We start from the raw sequence: 19,318 nt of genomic DNA, 5'->3' as shown, positions 1-19,318 counted from the left end.
GAAAGCAGGTGCCGAGCGGCTGGGGCGTACCGCTGACGTGCCTCGCGCGCTGCTTTGCCGCGTCGTGCCGTAGGCGACCTTCGGGCCGCCGCTCAGTGCCCCTCACCCATGCAGCGCCTTCACCACCCGTCTGAGCGTGTTCTCTTCCGGATGCGGCTGCACTTCGAAGCCCAGGCCATGCATCAGACGCAGCATCTTCGGGTTGTTGCCGAGCACGTCGCCGACGATGTTGCGGTAGCCCTTGTTGCGGGCGCAGTCGATCAGGGCGCCCATCAGGCGGCGGCCGAGGCCGAAGCGTTGCCAGTCGTCGGCCACGACGAGGGCGAACTCGACCGACTCGCCGTCGGGGGCCAGCGAGTAGCGCGCGCTGCCGATCATCGTCTCGACGTTGTCGGTGCGGGTGGTGGCGAGCAGGGCCATCTCGCGGTCGTAGTCGATCTGCGTGAAGCGGTCGATCAGGCTGGGCGGCAGCTCCTCGAGCTGCTCCATGAAGCGGAAGTAGCGCGTCTCCGGGCTCAGCTTGTCGAAGAAGGCTTGCACCAGCGCGGCGTCCTCGGGGCGCACCGGGCGCACGCGCACGATGCGGCCGTCGGCCATCTTCCATTCCTGGATCAGGTGGCCGGGGTAGGGGTGGATGGCCATGTGTGCGTAGCGGTCGCTGCCCGCGGGCAGGCCCTGGTCGATGACGAGGTGGGCGTCGGCGACGATTGCGCCGTCCTCGTCGGCGATCAGCGGGTCGATCACCAGCTCGCGTACCCAGGGCAGCTCGCATACCAGGTCGGACACCGCGACCAGCACCTGTTCCAGCGCGTCGCGATCGATCCCCGGCACGCCGTCGACGCCAGCGACCAGCGCTTCCACCTGCGGCGAATCGATCAGGTCGCGCGCCAGCACCGGGTTGAGCGGCGGCAATGCGTAGGCGCGGTCGGCGGTGTGGCCGGCGGCCGCGCCGCCCGCACCCAGGCTGATGACGGGGCCGAACACCGCGTCGCGGAACACGCCGAGGCGCAGCTCGCGGCCGTGCGGGCGGTGGAGGTAGGGCTCGAGCGACACGCCGGTGATGCGCGCGTCGGGGTGGCGGGTGCGCACGGTGCCGACGATGTCGTGGAAGGCGCTCCATACCGATTCGGTGGCGCTGAGGTTGAGCCGCACGCCGCCCGCCTCGGACTTGTCGTGCAGGTCGGGCGAGTCGATCTTCATGACGACCGGAAAGCCGATCTGCTCGGCGACGAACAGCGCCTCGGTGACGTCGTGCGCCACCATGGTCTGCGTCACCGGCACGCCGAAGCTGCGCAGCAGCGCCTTCGCCTCCATCGTCGACAGCACCGTGCGGCGCTGGTTGAGCAGCGCCTCCACCAGCATGCGCGCGCCGCCGGAGCCGCCGCGCCCGGCTTCGTCGGAGCGGCCGGCGGTCTGCAGCAGCAGCGCCTGGTTGCGGTGGAAGCGGGAGATGTTGTGGAACAGCTCGACGGCGGCCTCCGGCGCATGGAAGACCGGGATGCCGGCCTGGTCGAGCAGGTTGCGCGCCTGCGCCACCTGGCCGCCGCCCATCCAGCAGCAGCAGATGCTCAGGCTCACCTGGCGGGCGACGTCGATGACGGCCTGGGCGATATCCACCGGGTCGGTGAGCGCGTGCGGCGACAGGATCACCAGCACGTTGCGGATCGACGCATCCTCGGCCAGGGCGAGGATGGCGTCGCGGTAGCGTTCGGGCGGCGCGTCGCCGCCGAGGTCGAGCGGGTTGCCGACGCGGCTGCCGCCGACCTTGAGGCGCGCCAGCGCCGCCTGCGCCTGCGGTGACAGCGCCACCAGCGGCGTGCCCAGGTCGCCGGCGCGGTCGGCGGCGATCGCGCCCGGCCCCGCGCCGTTGGTGACGATGGCGAGCTGTTCCACCCGCGGCCGGAAGCCGGTGGCCAGCGCGCGCGCGGCGAAGAACAACTGGCCGACGTTCTGCACCCGCACCACGCCGGCGCGGCGCATCGCGGCATCGAACACCGCGTCGGCCAGCGATGCGCCGGTGCCGCCGCCGGGCGCGCCGGACGGCTCGTGGCGGCCGGTCTTGAGCAGGATGATGGGCTTGACGCGCGCCGCCGAGCGCAGCGCGCTCATGAAGTGGCGCGCGTTCCGGATGCGGTCGACATACAGCAGGATGTAGCGCGTGCGCGGATCATGCACCAGGAAATCGAGCGTCTCGCCGAAATCCACATCCAGCCCGGTGCTGAGCGCGATCACCGACGAGAAGCCGATGTGGTGCGTCGCCGCCCAGTCGAGCACCACCGAGCACATTGCGCCCGACTGCGACACCAGCGCGAGGTCGCCGCTGGCCACCGCGATGCGGGTGAGCGCCGCGTTGAGCCCGTCGGCCGGCCGCAGGATGCCCAGGCTGCCCGGCCCGAGCAGGCGCAGGCCGGCGGCGCGCGCCGTCTCCAGGATGCGCCGTTCCAGCGCGCTGTCGGCCGGCCCCAGCGCGGTGACGATCACCGCGTTGCGCACGCCGGCGCGGCCGCACTGCTCGACCACCGCGTGCAGCGTGCGCGCCGGCGTGGCGATGACGGCGAGGTCGATGCGCCGGCCGATGTCTTCCACCGAGCGCACGCAGGGGTGGCCCAGCACCGTTTCGCGCTTCGGGTTCACCGCGTGAAGCTGGCCGCGGTAGCCGGCGTCGATCAGGTTCTTGAAGATGAGATGGCCGACCGAGCGCGCTTCCTCGGATGCGCCGATCACCGCGACGGAGGCGGGCTGGAAGAGGGCGCTGAGGTAGTGGTCGTTGAGCATGGCGGGCGGGGGCGGTCGTTGGAGTCAGGTGAGTCTAGGCAAGCGCGTGGGCGAGTTCATTGACCTGCATCAGCGGCAAAGGCGAAGCGGGCGGCTTTGCCGGGTCGCGCTCAAGCGCGCTCCTACAGGGATGTGCCGCGCTTCTGTAGGAGCGCGCTTGAGCGCGACTGGCAAGTCACCAAATGCCGGCCGTGGACAAAAAACGCGGCCGACGAATCGGCCGCGTTCCGGGGCTGGGCGATCACGTCGAACGCCGCATCAGCGCTCGTCGAAGCTCACCTTCAGGTGCTTGGTGGTGCATCGTGCCTGGCAGCTCAGCACGAAGCCCTGCGCCACTTCGGCCGCTTCGAGGGTGAAGTTCTTGTCCATCACCACTTCGCCGTCCAGCACCTTGGCGCGGCAGGTGCAGCACACGCCGGCCTTGCACGAGAAGGGCAGGTCGAGGCCGGCGTTGAGCGCGGCGTCGAGCACGTGCTCGTCGGCGCCGATGGCGATCTCGTGCTCCTTGCCGTCGAGCACCAGCGTCATCGTGATGTCCTTGGCCGCGGTGGCCACCGCCTCGGCGGTGCTGGAGGCACCGACCGGCTTGGCGCCTGGCGCCAGGGTGGCGGTGAAGCGCTCGGTGCGGATGCGGTCGGCGGGCACGCCGGCCTCCACCAGGGCGGTTTCGGTGGCGGTGATCATCTCATCCGGGCCGCAGATGAAGACTTCGTCCATGCTGCCCACCGGCAGCAGGGCAGCGATGATCTCGCGCACCTTGTCGCCGTCGATTCGGCCTTGCAGCAGGTCCACTTCCTGCGCCTGGCGCGACAGCACGTGGATCATCGTCAGGCGGTCGCGGTAGCGGTCCTTCAGATCCTGCAGGTCCTCGTTGAACATCACGGTGGACATGCGGCGGTTGCCGTAGATCAGCGTGAACTTCGACTCGGGCTGCTCTTCCAGCGTGCTGGCGGCGATCGACAGGATGGGCGTGATGCCCGAACCGGCGGCGAAGCCCACGCGGTGGATGGCGCGTTTCTTCCTGACCACGAAGCGACCGTCGGGCGGCATCACCTGGATGGTGTCGCCGGCCTTGATCGCGCGCGCGGCCCAGTTGGAGAACAGGCCGCCTTCCACCGGACGGATGCCGATCTCGAGCTCGCCATCCTTCGCCAGGCGGCTGCGCGGGCTGCTGATCGAATAGTTGCGGCGCACGTCCTGGCCGTCGATGGTGGCGCGCAGGGTGAGGAACTGGCCCGGCTCGAAGGCGAAGCGCTCCTTCTCCGACGCGGGGATGGCGAAGGTGATCGCCACCGCGCCGGCCGCTTCCGGGCTCACGCGCTTGACGGAGAGTTCTTGAAAACGGGGTGCTGACATGTCGGTTTGGCTCCGGCCCTCAATAGGGCTTGAAGTAATCGAAGGGTTCCTGGCAGGAGAGGCAGCGGTAGAGCGCCTTGCACGCGGTGGAACCGAACTGGGAGGTGACGACGGTGTGGGTCGAGCCGCACAGCGGGCAGGCCACCGGCGCGGTGTCGGCGCGCCGCACGAACTTCACCACGCTGACGTCCTTCGGCGTGTGGTGCGGCGGGGCGATGCCGTACTTGCGCAGCTTCTCCTTCGCCTCGTCGCTCATCCAGTCGGTGGTCCAGGCCGGCGCGAGCTGGGTGATCACCCGCGCCGCGATGCCGGCCTGCTCCAGGCTGGCGCGCACGTCGTCCTCGATCTGGCCCATTGCCGGACAGCCGCTGTAGGTCGGCGTGATGACGACCTCGACCCCGTCCGCGGTCTCGCGCACATCCCGCAGGATCCCCAGCTCGCGCAGGGTCACCACCGGGATCTCGGGATCGGTCAGGTGCTCCAGGGTCGCCCAGACCTTGTCGACGTTGCTGCTCATGGCGACTCGCCTTACCAGGTTGCGTTGGGATGCGCGCGGGCCAGGCCCTGCATCTCGCCGAGCAGGTAGCTCAGGTGCTCGGAGTGCAGGCCGACCTTGCCTTCGGTGACGTAGCCGTGGAAGTTCGGCCGCGTCAGCGTCGCTTCTTCCAGCGCCTCGTTCACCATCGCGTCCCACTCGGGGCGCAGCGCCCACACGTCGATGCCGACCCCGGCCGCCACCGCGGCACCTTCGGCCGGGCTGGTGGTCCAGAATTCCTCGGTGTAGGGCATCAGGTGGTTCACCGCGGCCTGCACGCGAGCGTGCGATTCCTCGGTGCCGTCTCCCAGGCGCACCAGCCAGTCGCGCGAGTGGTGCAGGTGGTAGCTCGCTTCCTTCAGCGACTTGGCGGCGATCGCCGCCAGACTGGCATCCTTCGATTGCAGCAGCTTGTCCCACACCAGCACCATCAGCGTGGAATACAGGAAGTTGCGCACGATGGTGGTGGCATAGTCGCGATCCGCCGCGGCGTAGCCGACAAGCGGGCCGTGGTGCGGCAGCTCCAGCAGCGTGTAGTTGCGGAACTGGTGCGCATCGCGGAAGTAGGCCAGCTTGTCCTCGGTGGCATCGCCGCCCATCAGCTCGGCCGCGCGCTGGTACAGCAGGCGGGCCTGGCCGATGAGGTCGAGGCTGACGTTGGCGAGCGCGAGGTCTTCCTCGAGGATGGGACCGTGGCCGCACCACTCGGCGTTGCGCTGGCCGAGCACGACGGCGTTGTCGGCCAGGTGCAGCAGGTAGTCGATCGGCGTGCTCATTACATGTGCCCCACTTCTTCCGGGATCTCGTAGAAGGTCGGATGGCGGTAGATCTTGTCGGCCGCCGGGTCGAACAGCTCGCCCTTGTCGTCGGGGTTGCTGGCGGTGATCGCGGCGGACGGCACCACCCAGATGCTCACGCCTTCCTGGCGGCGGGTGTAGACGTCGCGCGCCATGTGCAGCGCCTGCGCCGCGTCGGCCGCGTGCAGGCTGCCACAGTGCTTGTGCTCCAGGCCTTGCTTGCTGCGGACGAAGACTTCCCAGAGGGGCCAATCCTTCAGTGCGGGTGCGGTGCTCATGCTGCCTCCTTGACTTGACGTTCTTTCTGCTTGCGTGCGTATGCCAGGGCTGCGTCGCGCACCCACTGGCCGTCGTTGTGTGCCTTCACTCGCGTCGCCAGGCGTTCCTTGTTGCAGGGGCCGTTGCCCTCGACGGTGTTCCAGAACTCGGCCCAGTCGATCTGGCCGTAGTCGTAGTGGCCGCGCTCCTCGTTCCACTTCAGGTCGGGGTCGGGCAGGGTCACGCCCAGCACCTTGGCCTGCGGCACGGTGGCGTCGATGAACTTCTGCCGCAGCTCGTCGTTGCTGATGCGCTTGATGCCCCAGCGCATGCCCTGCGCGCTGTGCGGGCTGTCGGCGTCCGGCGGCCCGAACATGGCGAGGCACTTCCACCAGTAGCGGTTCACCGCGTCCTGCACCAGCGCGCGCTGCTCATCCGTGCCCTTCATCATCACCAGCAGGGCCTCGTAGCCCTGGCGCTGGTGGAAGGATTCCTCCTTGCACACGCGGATCATGGCGCGCGCATAGGGGCCGTAGGAGCAGCGGCACAGCGGGATCTGGTTCATGATCGCGGCGCCGTCGACCAGCCAGCCGATCACGCCCACGTCGGCCCAGTTGAGCGTCGGGTAGTTGAAGATCGAGCTGTACTTGGCCTTGCCGGAGTGCAGGCCGGCGAGCATCTCGTCCCGTCCGGTGCCCAGCGTCTCGGCGGCGGAGTACAGGTACAAGCCGTGGCCGCCCTCGTCCTGCACCTTGGCGATCAGGATCGCCTTGCGCTTGAGGCTGGGCGCGCGCGAGATCCAGTTGCCTTCCGGCAGCATGCCGACGATCTCGCTGTGGGCGTGCTGGCTGATCTGGCGCACCAGCGTCTTGCGGTACGCCTCGGGCATCCAGTCCTGCGGCTCGATGCGGCCGTCAGCCGCGATGCGGGCCTCGAACGCGGCTTCCTGATCGCTCGCCGCACCGGGCACGACGGCAAGCTTTTTCCCGGATTCGTCCGGGATGTCCATCGCCTGGGTATACATCTGCTCTCTCCTCGCAAATACCGGCCCGGGGGATACCGGGGCGGAACTCAACATGTGTTTCGACTTGCTCTCTGCTGCGTTGTTTCCGTGCGCCGCCGCTCAGCTCATCCAGGCCGGCGATCGCTTCTGCAGGAAGGCGGCGATGCCTTCCTTCGCCTCGTCGGTGGCGCGCTGGCGGGAAATGCGGGTGGCCGTCTCCTCGGTCACCGTGGCGTCGATCGGGCGCCCGGTGATTGCCGCAATCAACTGCTTGGCCGCCAGTTGCGCCAGCGGACCGCCGGCCAGCAGCGGCTCCACCAGTTTCGCCACGCCGGCGTCGAGCTGCTCCAGCGGCACCACTTCGCTGACCAGGCCGATGGCCTTGGCCTCCGCAGCGCGGAACTTCTCCGCGGTCTGGAAGTAGCGCAGCGCGTGGCGCGGGCCGATGGCGCGCAGCACGTAGGGGCTGATCACCGCCGGGATGATCCCGAACTTCACTTCCGAGGTGGAGAACTGTGCGTCCTCGGATGCCACCACCATGTCGCAGGCCGCCGCCAGGCCGGTGCCGCCGCCCAGCGCGGCGCCCTGCACGCGGGCGATGGTCGGCTTGGACATGCCCGCCAGCGCCTGCAACATGCCGGCGAACTTGCGCGCGTCGGCAAGGTTCTCGGCCTCGGTGTAGGCGGAAGCGCGCTGCATCCAGTTGAGGTCGGCGCCGGCCGAGAAGTGGCGGCCGCGGCCGGCGAGCACGACGATGCGCACCGAGGCGTCGACGTCCAACTCGGCACAGGCCGCGCCGAGGTCGGCGATGAGCTGTTCGTTGAAGGCGTTGAACACGTCCGGACGGTTCATCCAGATCGTGGCGACCGCGCTACTGCGTTCGATTTCCAGTGTTTCGTAGGTCATTCTGCTGTTCCTGCCGCCGCGGCCGGCGGGCGAGGTCCGGCGTGAAGCCGGATCTGCCCGGGGCGCTGCGGGTCTCCTCCGTTATTCTCTGTGGCCTGGCGCGGCCTCAGACGCGCTCGATGATCATCGCGATGCCCTGGCCGACGCCGATGCACATCGTGCACAGCGCGTAGCGGCCGTTGCGGCGCTGCAGCTCGTAGGCGGCAGTGGTCACCAGGCGCGCGCCGCTCATGCCGAGCGGGTGGCCCATGGCGATGGCGCCGCCGTTCGGGTTCACGCGCGCCTCGTCGTCGGCCAGGCCGAGGTCGCGCAGCACCGCGAGCGCCTGCGCGGCGAAGGCCTCGTTGAGCTCGATGACGTCCATCTGATCGAGCGTCAGGCAGGCCTTGGCCAGCACCTTGCGCACCGCCGGCGCCGGGCCGAAGCCCATGATGCGCGGCGGCACGCCGGCGGTGGCCATCGCCACCACGCGGGCACGCGGCGTCAGGCCGTGGCGCTCGGCGGCGGCCTCGGAGGCGAGCAGCAGCGCGCAGGCGCCGTCATTGACGCCGGAGGCGTTGCCGGCGGTGACGCTGAGATCCGGGCCATTGACGCCCTTGAGCTTGGCCAGCATCTCCAGCGTGGTCTCGGGGCGCGGATGCTCGTCGGTGTCGAACAGGATCGGATCGCCCTTCTTGCGCGGGATCTCGACCGGTACCAGCTCGTCCTTGAAGCGGCCGGCGGCGTTGGCCGCGGCCCAGCGCTGCTGCGAGCGCAGCGCGAAGGCGTCCTGGTCGGTGCGCGAGATGCCGAACTCGGCGGCGACGTTGTCCGCCGTCTGCGGCATCGAGTGCGTCTCGTACAGCTTCTTCATCAGCGGATTGATGAAGCGCCAGCCGATGGTGGTGTCGTAGATCGCGGCCTGGCGCGAGAAGGCCGATTCGGCCTTGCCCATGACGAAGGGCGCGCGCGACATGCTCTCGACGCCGCCGGCGATCATCAGCTCGGTCTCGCCCGACTTGATCGAGCGCGCGGCCAGGCCGATGGCGTCCATGCCGGAGCCGCACAGGCGGTTCACCGTGGTGCCGGGCACCTCGATCGGCAGCCCGGCCAGCAGGCCCGACATGCGCGCGACGTTGCGGTTGTCTTCGCCGGCCTGGTTGGCGCAGCCGTAGATGATGTCTTCCACCGCGGTCCAGTCGACCTGCGGGTTGCGCGCCATCAGCGCCTTGAGCGGCACGGCGCCGAGGTCGTCGGCACGCACCGCCGCGAGGGTGCCGCCGTAGCGGCCGATCGGGGTGCGGATGGCGTCGCAGATGAATGCCTGGGTCATCGCCGGCTCCTTACAGTTGCTTCGGGCGCTGGTCGATGACGCGGCGTGCCTTGCCGGTCAGCGTGCGCGGAATGGCTTCGAACTCCATCACGTTCACCTTGGTGCTGATGCCGATGATGGTCTTGATGTGGTGCTGCAGCTCGCGGGCGATCGATTCGGTCTCGGTGCGGCTGAGCTTGCCCGACAGCTCGCGCTGGACCTCGACGCGGATCTCGACGTTGTCGAGATGGCCGTCGCGCGTCAGCACGATCTGGTAGTTCCCCGACAGGCGCTTGTCGCGCATGATCTGCTCCTCGATCTGGGTCGGGAACACGTTCACGCCGCGCACGATCAGCATGTCGTCCGAGCGCCCGGTGATCTTGCCGATGCGGCGGAAGGAGCGTGCGGTCGGCGGCAGCAGGCGGGTGAGGTCGCGGGTGCGGTAGCGGATGACCGGGAAGGCTTCCTTCGTCAGCGAGGTGAACACCAGTTCGCCTTCCTCGCCGTCGGGCAGCACCTCGCCGGTGTCGGGGTCGATGATCTCGGGGTAGAAGTGGTCTTCCCAGATCACCGGGCCGTCCTTGGTCTCGATGCACTCGCTCGCCACGCCCGGGCCCATCACTTCGGTGAGGCCGTAGATGTCGATGGCGTCGATGCCGAGCTTGCGCTCGATCTCGGCGCGCATGCCTTCGCCCCAGGGCTCGGCGCCGAAGATGCCGATCTTCAGCGAGATTTCCTCGGGCTTGATGTTCAGGCGCTCGAACTCCTCGGCGATCACCAGCGAGTAGGACGGCGTGACCATGATCGCGTCGGGGCGGAAGTCCATGATCTGCTGCACCTGCTTCTCGGTCTGGCCGCCGGACATCGGCACCGCGGTGCAGCCGGCACGCTCGATGCCATAGTGCGCGCCGAGGCCGCCGGTGAACATGCCGTAGCCGTAGGCGTTGTGCACCATGTCGCCGGCGCGCACGCCAGCGGCGCGCAGCGAACGGGCGACGACGTTGGCCCAGTTGTCGAGGTCGTTCTTGGTGTAGCCGACCACCACCGACTTGCCGGTGGTGCCGCTCGAGGCGTGCAGGCGGGCGACCTTGCTGCGCGGCACCGCGAACAGGCCGAAGGGGTAGTTGTCGCGCAGGTCCGTCTTCGTCATGAAGGGGAACCTGGCGAGGTCTTCCAGCGACTTCAGGTCGTCCGGGTGCACGCCCTTTTCCTCGCAGCGCTTGCGGTAGGGCTCGACGTTGTCATAAGTGTGGCGCACCGACCACTGCAGGCGCTGCAATTGCAGCGCGGAGATTTCGTCGCGGCTGGCTTGCTCGATCGGCTCGAGATCGCCGGGTTGCGGGCTCTTCACGGGCATGGTGTTGTCCTCTCCTCTCTGTTTTTCGGGTGGCCGTTCAGGCCTGTTCGGCAGCGAGGCCGGCGATCACTTCGCCGGCGATGCGGTAGCTCTTGCCGCGGAAAAGCGCGACGGTGCGGCCGGCGCTGTCGCGCACGGTGACGTCATAGACGCCGGTGCGGCCCGACAGCGAGCGCTCGACCGCCTCCGCCTGCAGGGTGTCACCTTCCTTGCCGGGGGCGACGAAGTCGATGTTGCAGCCCGAGGCCACGGTGTTGCGGTTGTAGGCGTTGCAGGCGTAGGCAAAGGCGGTGTCGGCGAGCGCGAAGATCAGGCCGCCGTGGCAGATGTGGTGGCCATTCACCATGTCGCCGCGCACCGGCATGCTCAACGTGGCGTGGCCGGGGCCGACGCTGTCGATGCGCATGCCCAGCGCCTGGGCGGCGCGGTCGCGCGACCACATCGCCGCAGCGACGGCTGCGGCCAGCGCCTGCGGATCGGCGGGGATGGTCTGCGTGTCAGTCATGGATCTTCTTTCCGGCAAAGACGCGCTGCTGGATCAGCGGCGAGACGCGATAGCGGTCCTCGCCGTAGAAGCGGGCGAGGTTGGCAAGCACGGTGCAGATCGTCGGCACGCCCACGCGGTCGGCCCATTCCAGCGGGCCGCGCGGGTAGTTCACGCCCAGCTTCATGGCGGAGTCGGCGCCGGCCGCGTCGCACACGCCCTGATACACGGCGTCGGCGGCTTCGTTGGCGAGCATCGCCACGGTGCGCATCACCGCCAGGCCCGGCGTGTCGCCCAGGCGGCACACTTCGAAACCGGCGGCCTGCAGCAGGCCGATGGCGGCGCCCACCGCGGGCGCGAAGCAGTTGATCGCGGCGCCGACGGCGATGCGGCTGGCAGTGGCGTAATCGAGCGCAAGGTCGATCAGCACCACGTTGGCGATGCCGGTGTCGGCGGCGCGCTGCGTGGCGGTGCGGCCGTCGGTGACGAAGATCACCGCGCCGCCGACTTCGGCGATGCGGCCGTCGCTGGCCTCGCCCCAGGTGTGGGCGATGTTGCGCTCGAACAGGCGGTCGGCGATCGCATGCACTGCGGCCGAATGGCCGTGCAGCACGATCTCGGTCGGTGCGTTCTGTGCCACCGCGACCTGCGGCGCGGGGCGCTCCGCGCCTTCGCGATAATCGTAGAAGCCGCGGCCCGACTTGCGGCCAATGAAGCCGGCGTCGACCAGCTCCTGCTGGATCAGCGAGGGCGTGAAGCGCGGGTCGTTGTAGAAGGCGTTCCACACCGAGCGCGTCACGGCGAAGTTCACGTCGTGGCCGATCATGTCCATCAGCTCGAACGGCCCCATGCGGAAGCCGCCGGCGTCGCGCATGATCGCGTCCAGCGTGGCGCAGTCGCCGCCGCCTTCGTTCAGGATGCGCAGCGCCTCGGCGTAGTAGGGCCGGGCGACGCGGTTGACGATGAAGCCCGGCGTCGAGCGCGCATGCACCGGCGTCTTGCCCCACGCCGCGGCGGAGGCGAACAGGGTGTCGGCGACGGCGCGGTCGGTGGCGAGGCCGGACACGATCTCGACCAGCTTCATCAGCGGCGCCGGGTTGAAGAAGTGCAGGCCGGCGAGGCGCTCGGGGCGCTTCAGGGCGGCGCCGATCGAAGTCACCGAGATCGACGAGGTATTGGTGCCGAAGATGCAGTCGGCGCCGACGATGTCTTCGAGGTCGCGGTAGAGCTTCTGCTTCGCTTCCAGGTTCTCGACGATGGCTTCGGTTACCAGCGCGGCGTCAGCCAGATCGGCGAGCTGCTCGACGGCGACGAGGCGCGCGCCGGCAGCCTGCGCGGCGTCGGCGCTCATCCGGCCCTTCTCGGCGAGCTTGCCGAACTGCGCGCGGATGCCTTCGATCGCCTTGGCGGCGGCGCCCGGGCGGTTGTCCAGCAGCTTGACCACATGGCCGGCGGCGGACGCCACCTGGGCGATGCCGGCGCCCATGGCGCCGGTGCCGACCACCGCGATGACGGCCGAGGCGGGCAGCGGGTTCGCTGCGGGCTTGGAGGTTTCAGTGCCGGTCACGCTCATTCCCCCGTGAACTTCGGTGCGCGCTTTTCCATGAAGGCGGCAACGCCTTCGGCGTAGTCCGGACTCCAGCCCAGTTCGCGCATGAAGCCGCCCTCGAACGAGAGCTGCTGCTCCAGCGTGTGGCCGGGCGCGGCGTGCATCGCCTGGCGCGTGCGGACCAGCGCCTTGGTCGGCATGGTGGCGAGTTGCGCGGCGAGCGCATCCACCTTGGCGCCGAACTCGGCGTCGTCGTATGCGGCCCAGATCAGGCCCCAGTCGGCGGCCTTCTCGGCCGGCAGCTTGTCGGCCAGCAGGGCGAGGCCCATGGCGCGCGCCATGCCCACGCGCTGCGGCAGGAACCAGGTGCCGCCGGTGTCCGGGATCAGGCCGATCTTGCTGAAGGCCTGCAGGAAGGACGCGGACTTGGCCGCCACCACCAGGTCACAGGCCAGCGCCACGCTCGCGCCGGCGCCGGCGGCGATGCCGTTGACTGCGGCGATGGTGGGCACGCGCAGATTCTGCAGGCGCAGCACCAGCGGCTTGTAGTTCTTCTCGACGACGTTGCCGATGTCGGGCATCTTGCCGCCCACCGACGCCATGTCGGGATCGGCCAGGTCCTGGCCGGCGCAGAAGGCGCGGCCGGCGCCGGTGAGCACGAGCACGCGCACGGCCTTGTCGGCCTGGATGCGGTCGAGCGCGTCACGCAGCTCGGCGTGCATTTCGCCGGTGAAGCTGTTGAGCTTGTCGGGGCGATTCAGCGTCAGGCGGGCGACACCCGCCTCCACCGTGAAGAGGATGTTGTTGTATTCCACGGATGGCTCCTCAGACGTGGTAGCGACGCTGAACCACACGGAAGCGATTGGCGACGAAGGCCGAATCCGCATACGAGGCATTGGCCGACGGGTTGCCGCCGGTGCCGTGGTAGTCGGAGAAGGCCGCCGACTGATTCACGAACACGCCACTGGTCAGGTTGATCGACAGTGCGACCTTGCCGCGCCAGGTGGCCTCGGTCATCGCGTCGATGACGTCCTGCTTCGTCGAGTAGACGCCGACGGTCAGCGCGCCGTGGGTTTTCACCACGCGCTCGGACAGCGCGATCGCCGCGGCGGTGTCGGCCACCTTGACGATGAAGCTGATCGGTCCGAAGCGCTCTTCCATGTAGGCCTTCTCGTCCGCCGCGTCGCAGGCCAGCAGCACCGGGGTGCGCACCTTGGCGCCGGGGAATTCCGGATTCTGCAGCGTGGTCGAGGCCAGCACGACCTTGCCCAGCGCGCCGCTGTTGGCGATGTCGATGCGCTCGGCGGTGTCGGCCGACTGGATCGCCCCCAGCACCGCATGGGCGACTTCAGGCTTGGACAGGAAGCGCTCGACCGCCTTGGCGAGATCGGCGCAGACCTCGTCGTAGCTCTTGTGGCCGTCCTCGGTGTCGATGCCGCCGGCCGGCACGAAGATCGCCTGCGAGGTCGTGCACATCTGGCCCGAGTAGAGCGACAGCGTGAAGGCGAGGTTGCCCAGCATCGCCTTGTAGGCATCGGTGGAGTCGATGACGATGTTGTTCACGCCGGCCAGCTCGGCATACACCTGGGCCTGGCGGCAGTTGTCGATCAGCCACTGGCCGAACACGTTGCCGCCGGTGAAGTCGACCGACTTGACCGCCGGGTGGGTGGCGAGCGCCTGGGTGACGCTGCGCTTGGTGGCCACGCACAGGCTCACCAGGTTGGGGTCGATGCCGTTCTCGGCGAGCACGGTGCGGATCGTGCGCACGGTGATGGCCGCCGGCAGGATGGCGTTGCTGTGCGGCTTGACGATCACGGCGTTGCCGGTCGCCAGCGCGGCGAAGAGGCCGGGGTAGGTGTTCCAGGTCGGGAAAGTGCCGCAGCCGATCACCAGGCCGACGCCGCGGCCGACGATCTGGAAGTGCTTCTTCATCACCAGCGGCGGGTTCTTGCCCTGCGGCTTTTCCCAGGTGGCCTCGGCAGGCACGAAGCCCTGCTCGCGCCAGGCATAGGTCACTGCTTCGAGGCCGCGATCCTGCGCATGCGGCGCGCCGGCCTGGAAGGCCATCATCCAGCCCTGGCCGGTGGTCATCATCACCGCATGTCCGAGTTCGAAGCTCTGCTTGTTCAGGCGGTCGAGGATCTCCAGGCAGATCCCGGTGCGGCCATCCGCACCCACCGCCTGCCAGCCCGTCATCGCCTCGAGGCCGGCGGCGATCAGCGCGTCCGGCTCGCACACCGGGTAACTGACGTCCAGCGCGACACCGTAGGGCGAAGCTTCGCCACCATGCCAGCCGGTCTGGCCCGGCTGCCCCAGTTCGAATTGCTTGCCCAGATGGGCCTCGAACGCGCGCTTGCCTTCATCGGGCGCCGTTTCGCCATACAGCTTGGGGCTCGGCATCTCGGGGAAGGGCGTCCAGTATCCACGGGTGGAGATGGCGTTGAGGGCGCTATCGAGGGTCGCGCGGTGCTTCTCGAACAGGGGATGAGTCATTCGTCTCTCTCCGGTGGGGATGTGTGGGTACAAACGATACGAATGGATTTGATGGATGTCAATGCTTGGTATCTTAAATTGCTGCTAGTTTCGCGTCTTATTCCTCTCAGAGGAATGAATTATATAAAAAGAAAGACAAGGAAAAACAAGTTGATGCATTGAAAAAAGGCAGCAAATAATCGCCAATGGAATATTTTGAGGCTCTGTGCCGACCGCTCTTTGATCTTGTTGTGATACAAAAAACGTGATAAAAATATAACATACGTATCACTTCAATTTGACCGCGCATCCGTACCCTGCCGCTTTCACCGGGGGCGGTTCTTGTGCGCGGCAAGTGCGCCACGTTGATGATGCCGCCTCCTTCTCTTTTTAAACTCGAGCACGCTGTCCTTCCACCATCATGTTGCCCGTTCAATCCGTTGTACGGCGTCGAAGCGACGCTATCCGGCGTGGCACCGAATCGATAGACTCGTTTGCCCTAAGTCCAGGCCTCGCCGACCAAACCGTGTCCACTGCCATCCAGCAACGTCTCAATGCTTTCCGCAGGCTCGATCGCGTGCAGGCCGGGTCGGTCATCATTTCTGTCTTCGGCGACGCGGTGGTGCCGCGCGGCAGCCGCATCTGGCTCGGCAGCCTCATCCGTCTGCTCCAGCCGCTGGGGTTGAACGAGCGGCTGGTGCGCACCTCGGTGTTTCGTCTTGCGCGCGACGAGTGGCTGCGCAGCGAGCCGGTGGGGCGCCGCACCGACTACCTGTTGACGGCCTCGGGCCAGCAACGTTTCGAGGAAGCATCGCGGCACATCTACGCCTCCAGCACGCCGCAGTGGGACCGCCGCTGGCGGCTGGTCGTCGTCGTCGGCGAGGTGGGGGGGCGGGATCGCGAGCGGCTCCGCCAGGCCTTGTTCTGGCAGGGGTTCGGCGCGCTGGGGGCTGACTGTTTCGTGCACCCCAGCGCCGACCTGGGCGCTGCCTTCGATGCGCTGACGGCAGAAGGACTGGGTGGGTTGCTGCCGCGGCTCAAACCGCTGCTGGCGGCCGATCCGGCTCCCGGTACCGCAGCGAGCGACGCCGACATGGTGCACCGCGCGTGGAACCTCGAGCGCCTGGCTGTCATGTACATCGAGTTTGTCGAGCGCTACCAGCCGGTGCTGCAGCAGGTGCGCGACGGCGCCGCCGAGTTCGACGACGAGAGTGCCTTTCTGGTCCGCGCGCTGCTGATTCACGACTATCGACGGCTCCTGCTGCGCGACCCCGAATTGCCCGATGTGCTGCTGCCGGCCGACTGGCCAGGGCAGAAGGCGCGCCTGTTGTGCAGGGAACTGTACCGCCGCCTGGTGGTGCCGTCCGAGCGCCACCTCGATGCCGTTTTCCAGCTTGCCGATGGCGGTACGCCGGAAGCGGCGCCGCTGCTGTTCGAACGTTTCCGGGACGCCGACCCGCTGCAGCAGCCGCTCTGATACGTTCGCGCTGCACATCTGTTTTCCTCCCCACCGAGTTGTGTTACACATTACGAAATAAATTTTCTATTTCGTAATGAACGGTCGTAATGAACGGCGAAAGGGCAGGGGTATGAGCGAGGAGCTGGAGGGCAAGCATGGTGTGCAGTCGCTGGAGGTGGGCATGTCCATTCTCAAGGCGATGGCCACCGGGCGGCGCTCGATGATGCTGAAGGACATCGCTGCGGCAGCCGGCATGCCGCCGTCCAAGGTACATCGCTACCTGGTCAGTCTGATCCGCAGTGGCCTCGTCGAGCAGGACCGGCTGACGTCGCGCTACGACCTCGGGCCCTTTGCGCTCAACCTGGGCCTGGTCGCGCTCGACCGCGTCGACCGCATCCGACTGGGGCTGGCCGCCATCGCCGACCTGCGCGACGCCACCAACGAAACCACCGCGCTCGCGGTATGGAGCGACGGCGGACCGGTCATCGTGCGCTGGGAGCGCCCGCGGCGGCCCGTCACCGTCAACGTCGTCACCGGCACCAGCCTGTCCTTGCTGTCTTCCGCTGCAGGGCGCGTGTTTGCCGCATGGTTGCCCGAGCGCCAGACCGAGGCGCTGCTGCTGAAGGAAATCGAGGCGGGCAGGCTTCCTCCAGGGGTCAGCTCGCTCGAGCAGGCGCGTACCCTGCTCGCCGACGTGAAGGCGCGCGGCATGGCGGTCGTCTCCAGCGGCTATTACGCCCGCGGTGTCGAAGCCGCTGCCGCGCCGGTGTTCAACTTCAAGAACGAGATCACCATGGCGATCGCCTTGGTCGGTGTGGAGGGGTCGATGGATTTGAGTCCGGAGAGCACGACGCTGGCCGGGTTGCGCCGCGCCACACGCGAACTGTCGCAGCGACTGGGCGCGCCGCTGGACGCTGCCTGATCTCGTTGCGATACAAGATTTTTGCTTGACGAGCGCTTTTGTCTCATTTCTAATGCGCAGAACTGATTACGCGATACAGAATAACGGCCTGGCACTCCCAGCGGGATGCATGGACCACTTGTGAAATCTGGAGGAGAAACCATGAAGCTGCATACCCCCGTGATGGCCGCCCTCGGCCTGGCTTTTGTCACCACCGCCGCACAGGCGGACATCAATGTCGGTGTCGTGCTCTCTGCTACCGGTCCGGCGGCTTCGCTGGGCATCCCGGAGAAGAACACCGTCGCCCTGCTGCCGCAGAGCATTGGCGGCGAGAAGGTGAACTACATCGTGCTCGACGACGCGTCCGACACCACGACGGCGGTCAAGAACGCACGCAAGCTCATCGACGAGAACAAGGTCGACGTGCTGGTCGGTTCGACCACCAGTCCCGCTTCGCTGGCGATGATCGACGTCGCCGCCGAGTCGAAGACGCCGATGATCTCGATGGCGGCCTCGGCGCGCATTGTCGAGCCGATGGACGACAAGAAGAAGTGGGTGTTCAAGACCCCGCAGAATGACCTGCAGATGGCCACCGCGATCATCGAGCACATGCTGGCCAAGAGCGTGAAGAAGGTGGCCTTCATCGGTTTCGCCAACGCGTATGGCGATGGCTGGTACGAGCAGTTCAAGAAGCTTGCCGACGCGCGCGGCATCGAGATCGTCGCCAACGAGCGCTTCAATCCGGCGGACACCTCGGTGACCGGCCAGGCGCTGAAGCTGATCTCGGCGAAGCCCGATGCCGTCTTCATCGCCGGTTCGGGCACGCCGGCGGCGCTGCCGCAGAAGGCGCTGCGCGAGCGCGGCTACAAGGGCGTCGTCTATCAGACGCATGGCGTGGCCAACAACGACTTCCTGCGCATCTGCGGCAAGGACTGCGAGGGCACCCTGCTGCCGGTCGGCCCGGTGCAGATGGCGCGCCAATTGCCGGACAGCAACCCGGTCAAGAAGAGCGCGCTCGCCTACGTGGAGAAGTACGAGGCCGCCAACGGCAAGGGCAGCGTGTCGAGCTTCGGCGCCTACGCCTGGGACGCCGGCGTGCTGCTCAACGCCTCCGTTCCCGCGGCGCTGAAGAAGGCCAAGCCCGGTACGCCTGAATTCCGCGCCGCGTTGCGCGACGGACTCGAGGCGGTGAAGGAAGTCGCGGGCGCCACCGGCATCTATTCGATGAGCGCAAGCGATCACCTCGGCCTGGACCAGCGTTCGCGCGTCATGATCGAGATTCGCAACGGCGAATGGTCGCTGCTGAAGTAAGCCTTTAAGCGAGCGGGTCTGGCGGATTCCCGTGATGGCGGCGATGGCCGCGGGCCGGCCGCCGTGGTGGTCAGGCCGACGCCCAAGGTGACGGCTAGACACGCATTTGATTGATCGCCGGGTCGAAAGGATTCGATCCGGCGATTGTTTGCGAGGCGTCGTCACGCCGGGCTCGCGATCGACGGAGGAGACAAATGGATACAACGATAGCAATGATGCTGGCGCAGGACGGCCTGACCAACGGCGCGATCTACGCGCTGCTGGCGCTGGCGCTGGTGCTGGTGTTCGCGGTGACGCGGGTGATCTGCATCCAGCAGGGCGAGTTCGTCGCCTATGGGGCGCTGACGCTGGCGATGATGCAATCGGGCGCCGTGCCGGCGACGGTGTGGCTGCTGGTGGCGATGGGCGTGGCGGTGGCGGTGATCGACGGTACCGCGGCGCTCAGATCGGGCCACACCGGCAAACTCCTCGGCGTGGCCGGCTGGAACCTCGCCTACCCGCTGATTCTCGCCGCGGTGCTGGCGCTGCTGCCGGTCAAGGACCTGCCGCTGGCGGTGCAGGTGCTGCTGGCGCTCGCGGTGGTGGTGCCGATGGGCCCGGCGATGTACCGGCTGATCTACCAGCCCATCGCCTCGGCGCCGGTGCTGATCCTGCTGATCGTCTCAGTCGCGGTGCACGTGGCCATGGTGGGCCTGGGGCTCTTGTTCTTCGGCGCCGAAGGCCAGCGCACGCCGGCGTTCAGCGAGGCGAGCTTCGAAGCCGGTCCGCTGATGATCTCCGGGCAGACGATCTGGGTCATCGTCGCCTCGCTGGTGCTCATCGTCGGCCTCTACCAGTTCTTCGAGCGCACGCTCTACGGCAAGG

Annotated in this window: 16 protein-coding genes and 1 pseudogene; 4 read left to right on the top strand and 13 right to left on the bottom strand. The window is 67.9% G+C overall.

Translation table 11 applies throughout. The features are described from left to right. Positions 1–102: 102 nt before the first annotated feature. From GH664_RS04990 to paaN, 13 genes are all read right to left on the bottom strand, one after another. Entirely contained in the window at positions 103–2,775 is a 2,673-nt protein-coding gene (locus GH664_RS04990; RefSeq protein WP_153167029.1) for a bifunctional acetyl coenzyme A synthetase (ADP forming), alpha domain/GNAT family N-acetyltransferase, read from the bottom strand. Positions 2,776–3,033: 258 nt separating this feature from the next. Continuing rightward, positions 3,034–4,131, bottom strand: a complete 1,098-nt coding sequence (locus GH664_RS04985) for a 2Fe-2S iron-sulfur cluster-binding protein (RefSeq protein ID WP_153167028.1) — start codon at positions 4,129–4,131, stop codon at positions 3,034–3,036. Positions 4,132–4,150: 19 nt separating this feature from the next. Then, positions 4,151–4,648 (bottom strand): 1,2-phenylacetyl-CoA epoxidase subunit PaaD, encoded by a 498-nt coding sequence (gene paaD, locus GH664_RS04980; protein ID WP_153167027.1) that lies wholly within the window; start codon positions 4,646–4,648, stop codon positions 4,151–4,153. 11 nt (positions 4,649–4,659) lie between these two features. Next, positions 4,660–5,442, bottom strand: a complete 783-nt coding sequence (gene paaC, locus GH664_RS04975; RefSeq protein WP_153167026.1) for a 1,2-phenylacetyl-CoA epoxidase subunit PaaC — start codon at positions 5,440–5,442, stop codon at positions 4,660–4,662. Further along, positions 5,442–5,741, bottom strand: a complete 300-nt coding sequence (paaB, locus tag GH664_RS04970) for a 1,2-phenylacetyl-CoA epoxidase subunit PaaB (protein ID WP_153167025.1) — start codon at positions 5,739–5,741, stop codon at positions 5,442–5,444. Before paaB ends, paaC begins: the two co-directional genes overlap by 1 nt. Further along, entirely contained in the window at positions 5,738–6,745 is a 1,008-nt protein-coding gene (paaA, locus tag GH664_RS04965) for a 1,2-phenylacetyl-CoA epoxidase subunit PaaA (protein ID WP_153167024.1), read from the bottom strand. Before paaA ends, paaB begins: the two co-directional genes overlap by 4 nt. 99 nt (positions 6,746–6,844) lie before the next feature. Then, a complete protein-coding gene (locus GH664_RS04960) occupies positions 6,845–7,630 on the bottom strand; it encodes an enoyl-CoA hydratase/isomerase family protein (protein WP_153167023.1) in 786 nt (261 codons plus the stop codon). A gap of 106 nt (positions 7,631–7,736) precedes the next feature. Beyond that, positions 7,737–8,942: a 3-oxoadipyl-CoA thiolase gene (gene pcaF / locus GH664_RS04955; RefSeq protein WP_153167022.1), complete on the bottom strand. Its 1,206-nt coding sequence runs from the start codon at positions 8,940–8,942 to the stop codon at positions 7,737–7,739. Between the two features lie 10 nt (positions 8,943–8,952). Beyond that, positions 8,953–10,278, bottom strand: a complete 1,326-nt coding sequence (gene paaK / locus GH664_RS04950) for a phenylacetate--CoA ligase PaaK (protein ID WP_153167021.1) — start codon at positions 10,276–10,278, stop codon at positions 8,953–8,955. Between the two features lie 37 nt (positions 10,279–10,315). Continuing rightward, positions 10,316–10,783: a hydroxyphenylacetyl-CoA thioesterase PaaI gene (gene paaI, locus GH664_RS04945; protein ID WP_153167020.1), complete on the bottom strand. Its 468-nt coding sequence runs from the start codon at positions 10,781–10,783 to the stop codon at positions 10,316–10,318. Next, positions 10,776–12,335: a 3-hydroxyacyl-CoA dehydrogenase PaaH gene (gene paaH / locus GH664_RS04940; RefSeq protein WP_153167019.1), complete on the bottom strand. Its 1,560-nt coding sequence runs from the start codon at positions 12,333–12,335 to the stop codon at positions 10,776–10,778. Before paaH ends, paaI begins: the two co-directional genes overlap by 8 nt. After that, entirely contained in the window at positions 12,332–13,126 is a 795-nt protein-coding gene (gene paaG, locus GH664_RS04935; protein ID WP_153167018.1) for a 2-(1,2-epoxy-1,2-dihydrophenyl)acetyl-CoA isomerase PaaG, read from the bottom strand. The genes paaH and paaG overlap by 4 nt, the downstream gene beginning before the upstream one ends. 10 nt (positions 13,127–13,136) lie before the next feature. Beyond that, positions 13,137–14,804, bottom strand: coding sequence for a phenylacetic acid degradation protein PaaN (gene paaN / locus GH664_RS04930; RefSeq protein ID WP_153167017.1), 1,668 nt, complete (start codon positions 14,802–14,804; stop codon positions 13,137–13,139). A 505-nt stretch (positions 14,805–15,309) separates the two neighbouring features. On the opposite strand from paaN, the gene paaX reads away from it, so the two are divergent. From paaX to GH664_RS04910, 4 genes and pseudogenes are all read left to right on the top strand, one after another. Then, the gene (gene paaX, locus GH664_RS04925) at positions 15,310–16,260 is read left to right on the top strand and encodes a phenylacetic acid degradation operon negative regulatory protein PaaX (RefSeq protein ID WP_228111388.1); all 951 of its coding nucleotides are present in this window, start codon (positions 15,310–15,312) and stop codon (positions 16,258–16,260) included. Between the two features lie 112 nt (positions 16,261–16,372). Beyond that, the gene (locus GH664_RS04920; RefSeq protein ID WP_153167016.1) at positions 16,373–17,164 is read left to right on the top strand and encodes an IclR family transcriptional regulator; all 792 of its coding nucleotides are present in this window, start codon (positions 16,373–16,375) and stop codon (positions 17,162–17,164) included. Positions 17,165–17,305: 141 nt separating this feature from the next. Next, positions 17,306–18,454, top strand: a complete 1,149-nt coding sequence (locus tag GH664_RS04915; protein ID WP_153167015.1) for an ABC transporter substrate-binding protein — start codon at positions 17,306–17,308, stop codon at positions 18,452–18,454. A 194-nt stretch (positions 18,455–18,648) separates the two neighbouring features. Next, positions 18,649–19,318: pseudogene (locus GH664_RS04910) on the top strand (branched-chain amino acid ABC transporter permease); the annotation flags it as partial.

This window comes from Thauera sp. 2A1 (genome assembly GCF_009469595.2).
In the GTDB taxonomy this organism is placed as follows: domain Bacteria; phylum Pseudomonadota; class Gammaproteobacteria; order Burkholderiales; family Rhodocyclaceae; genus Thauera.
The sequence above is the reverse complement of the archived record's forward strand: the minus strand, read 5'-3'. Positions and strand labels throughout refer to the sequence as shown.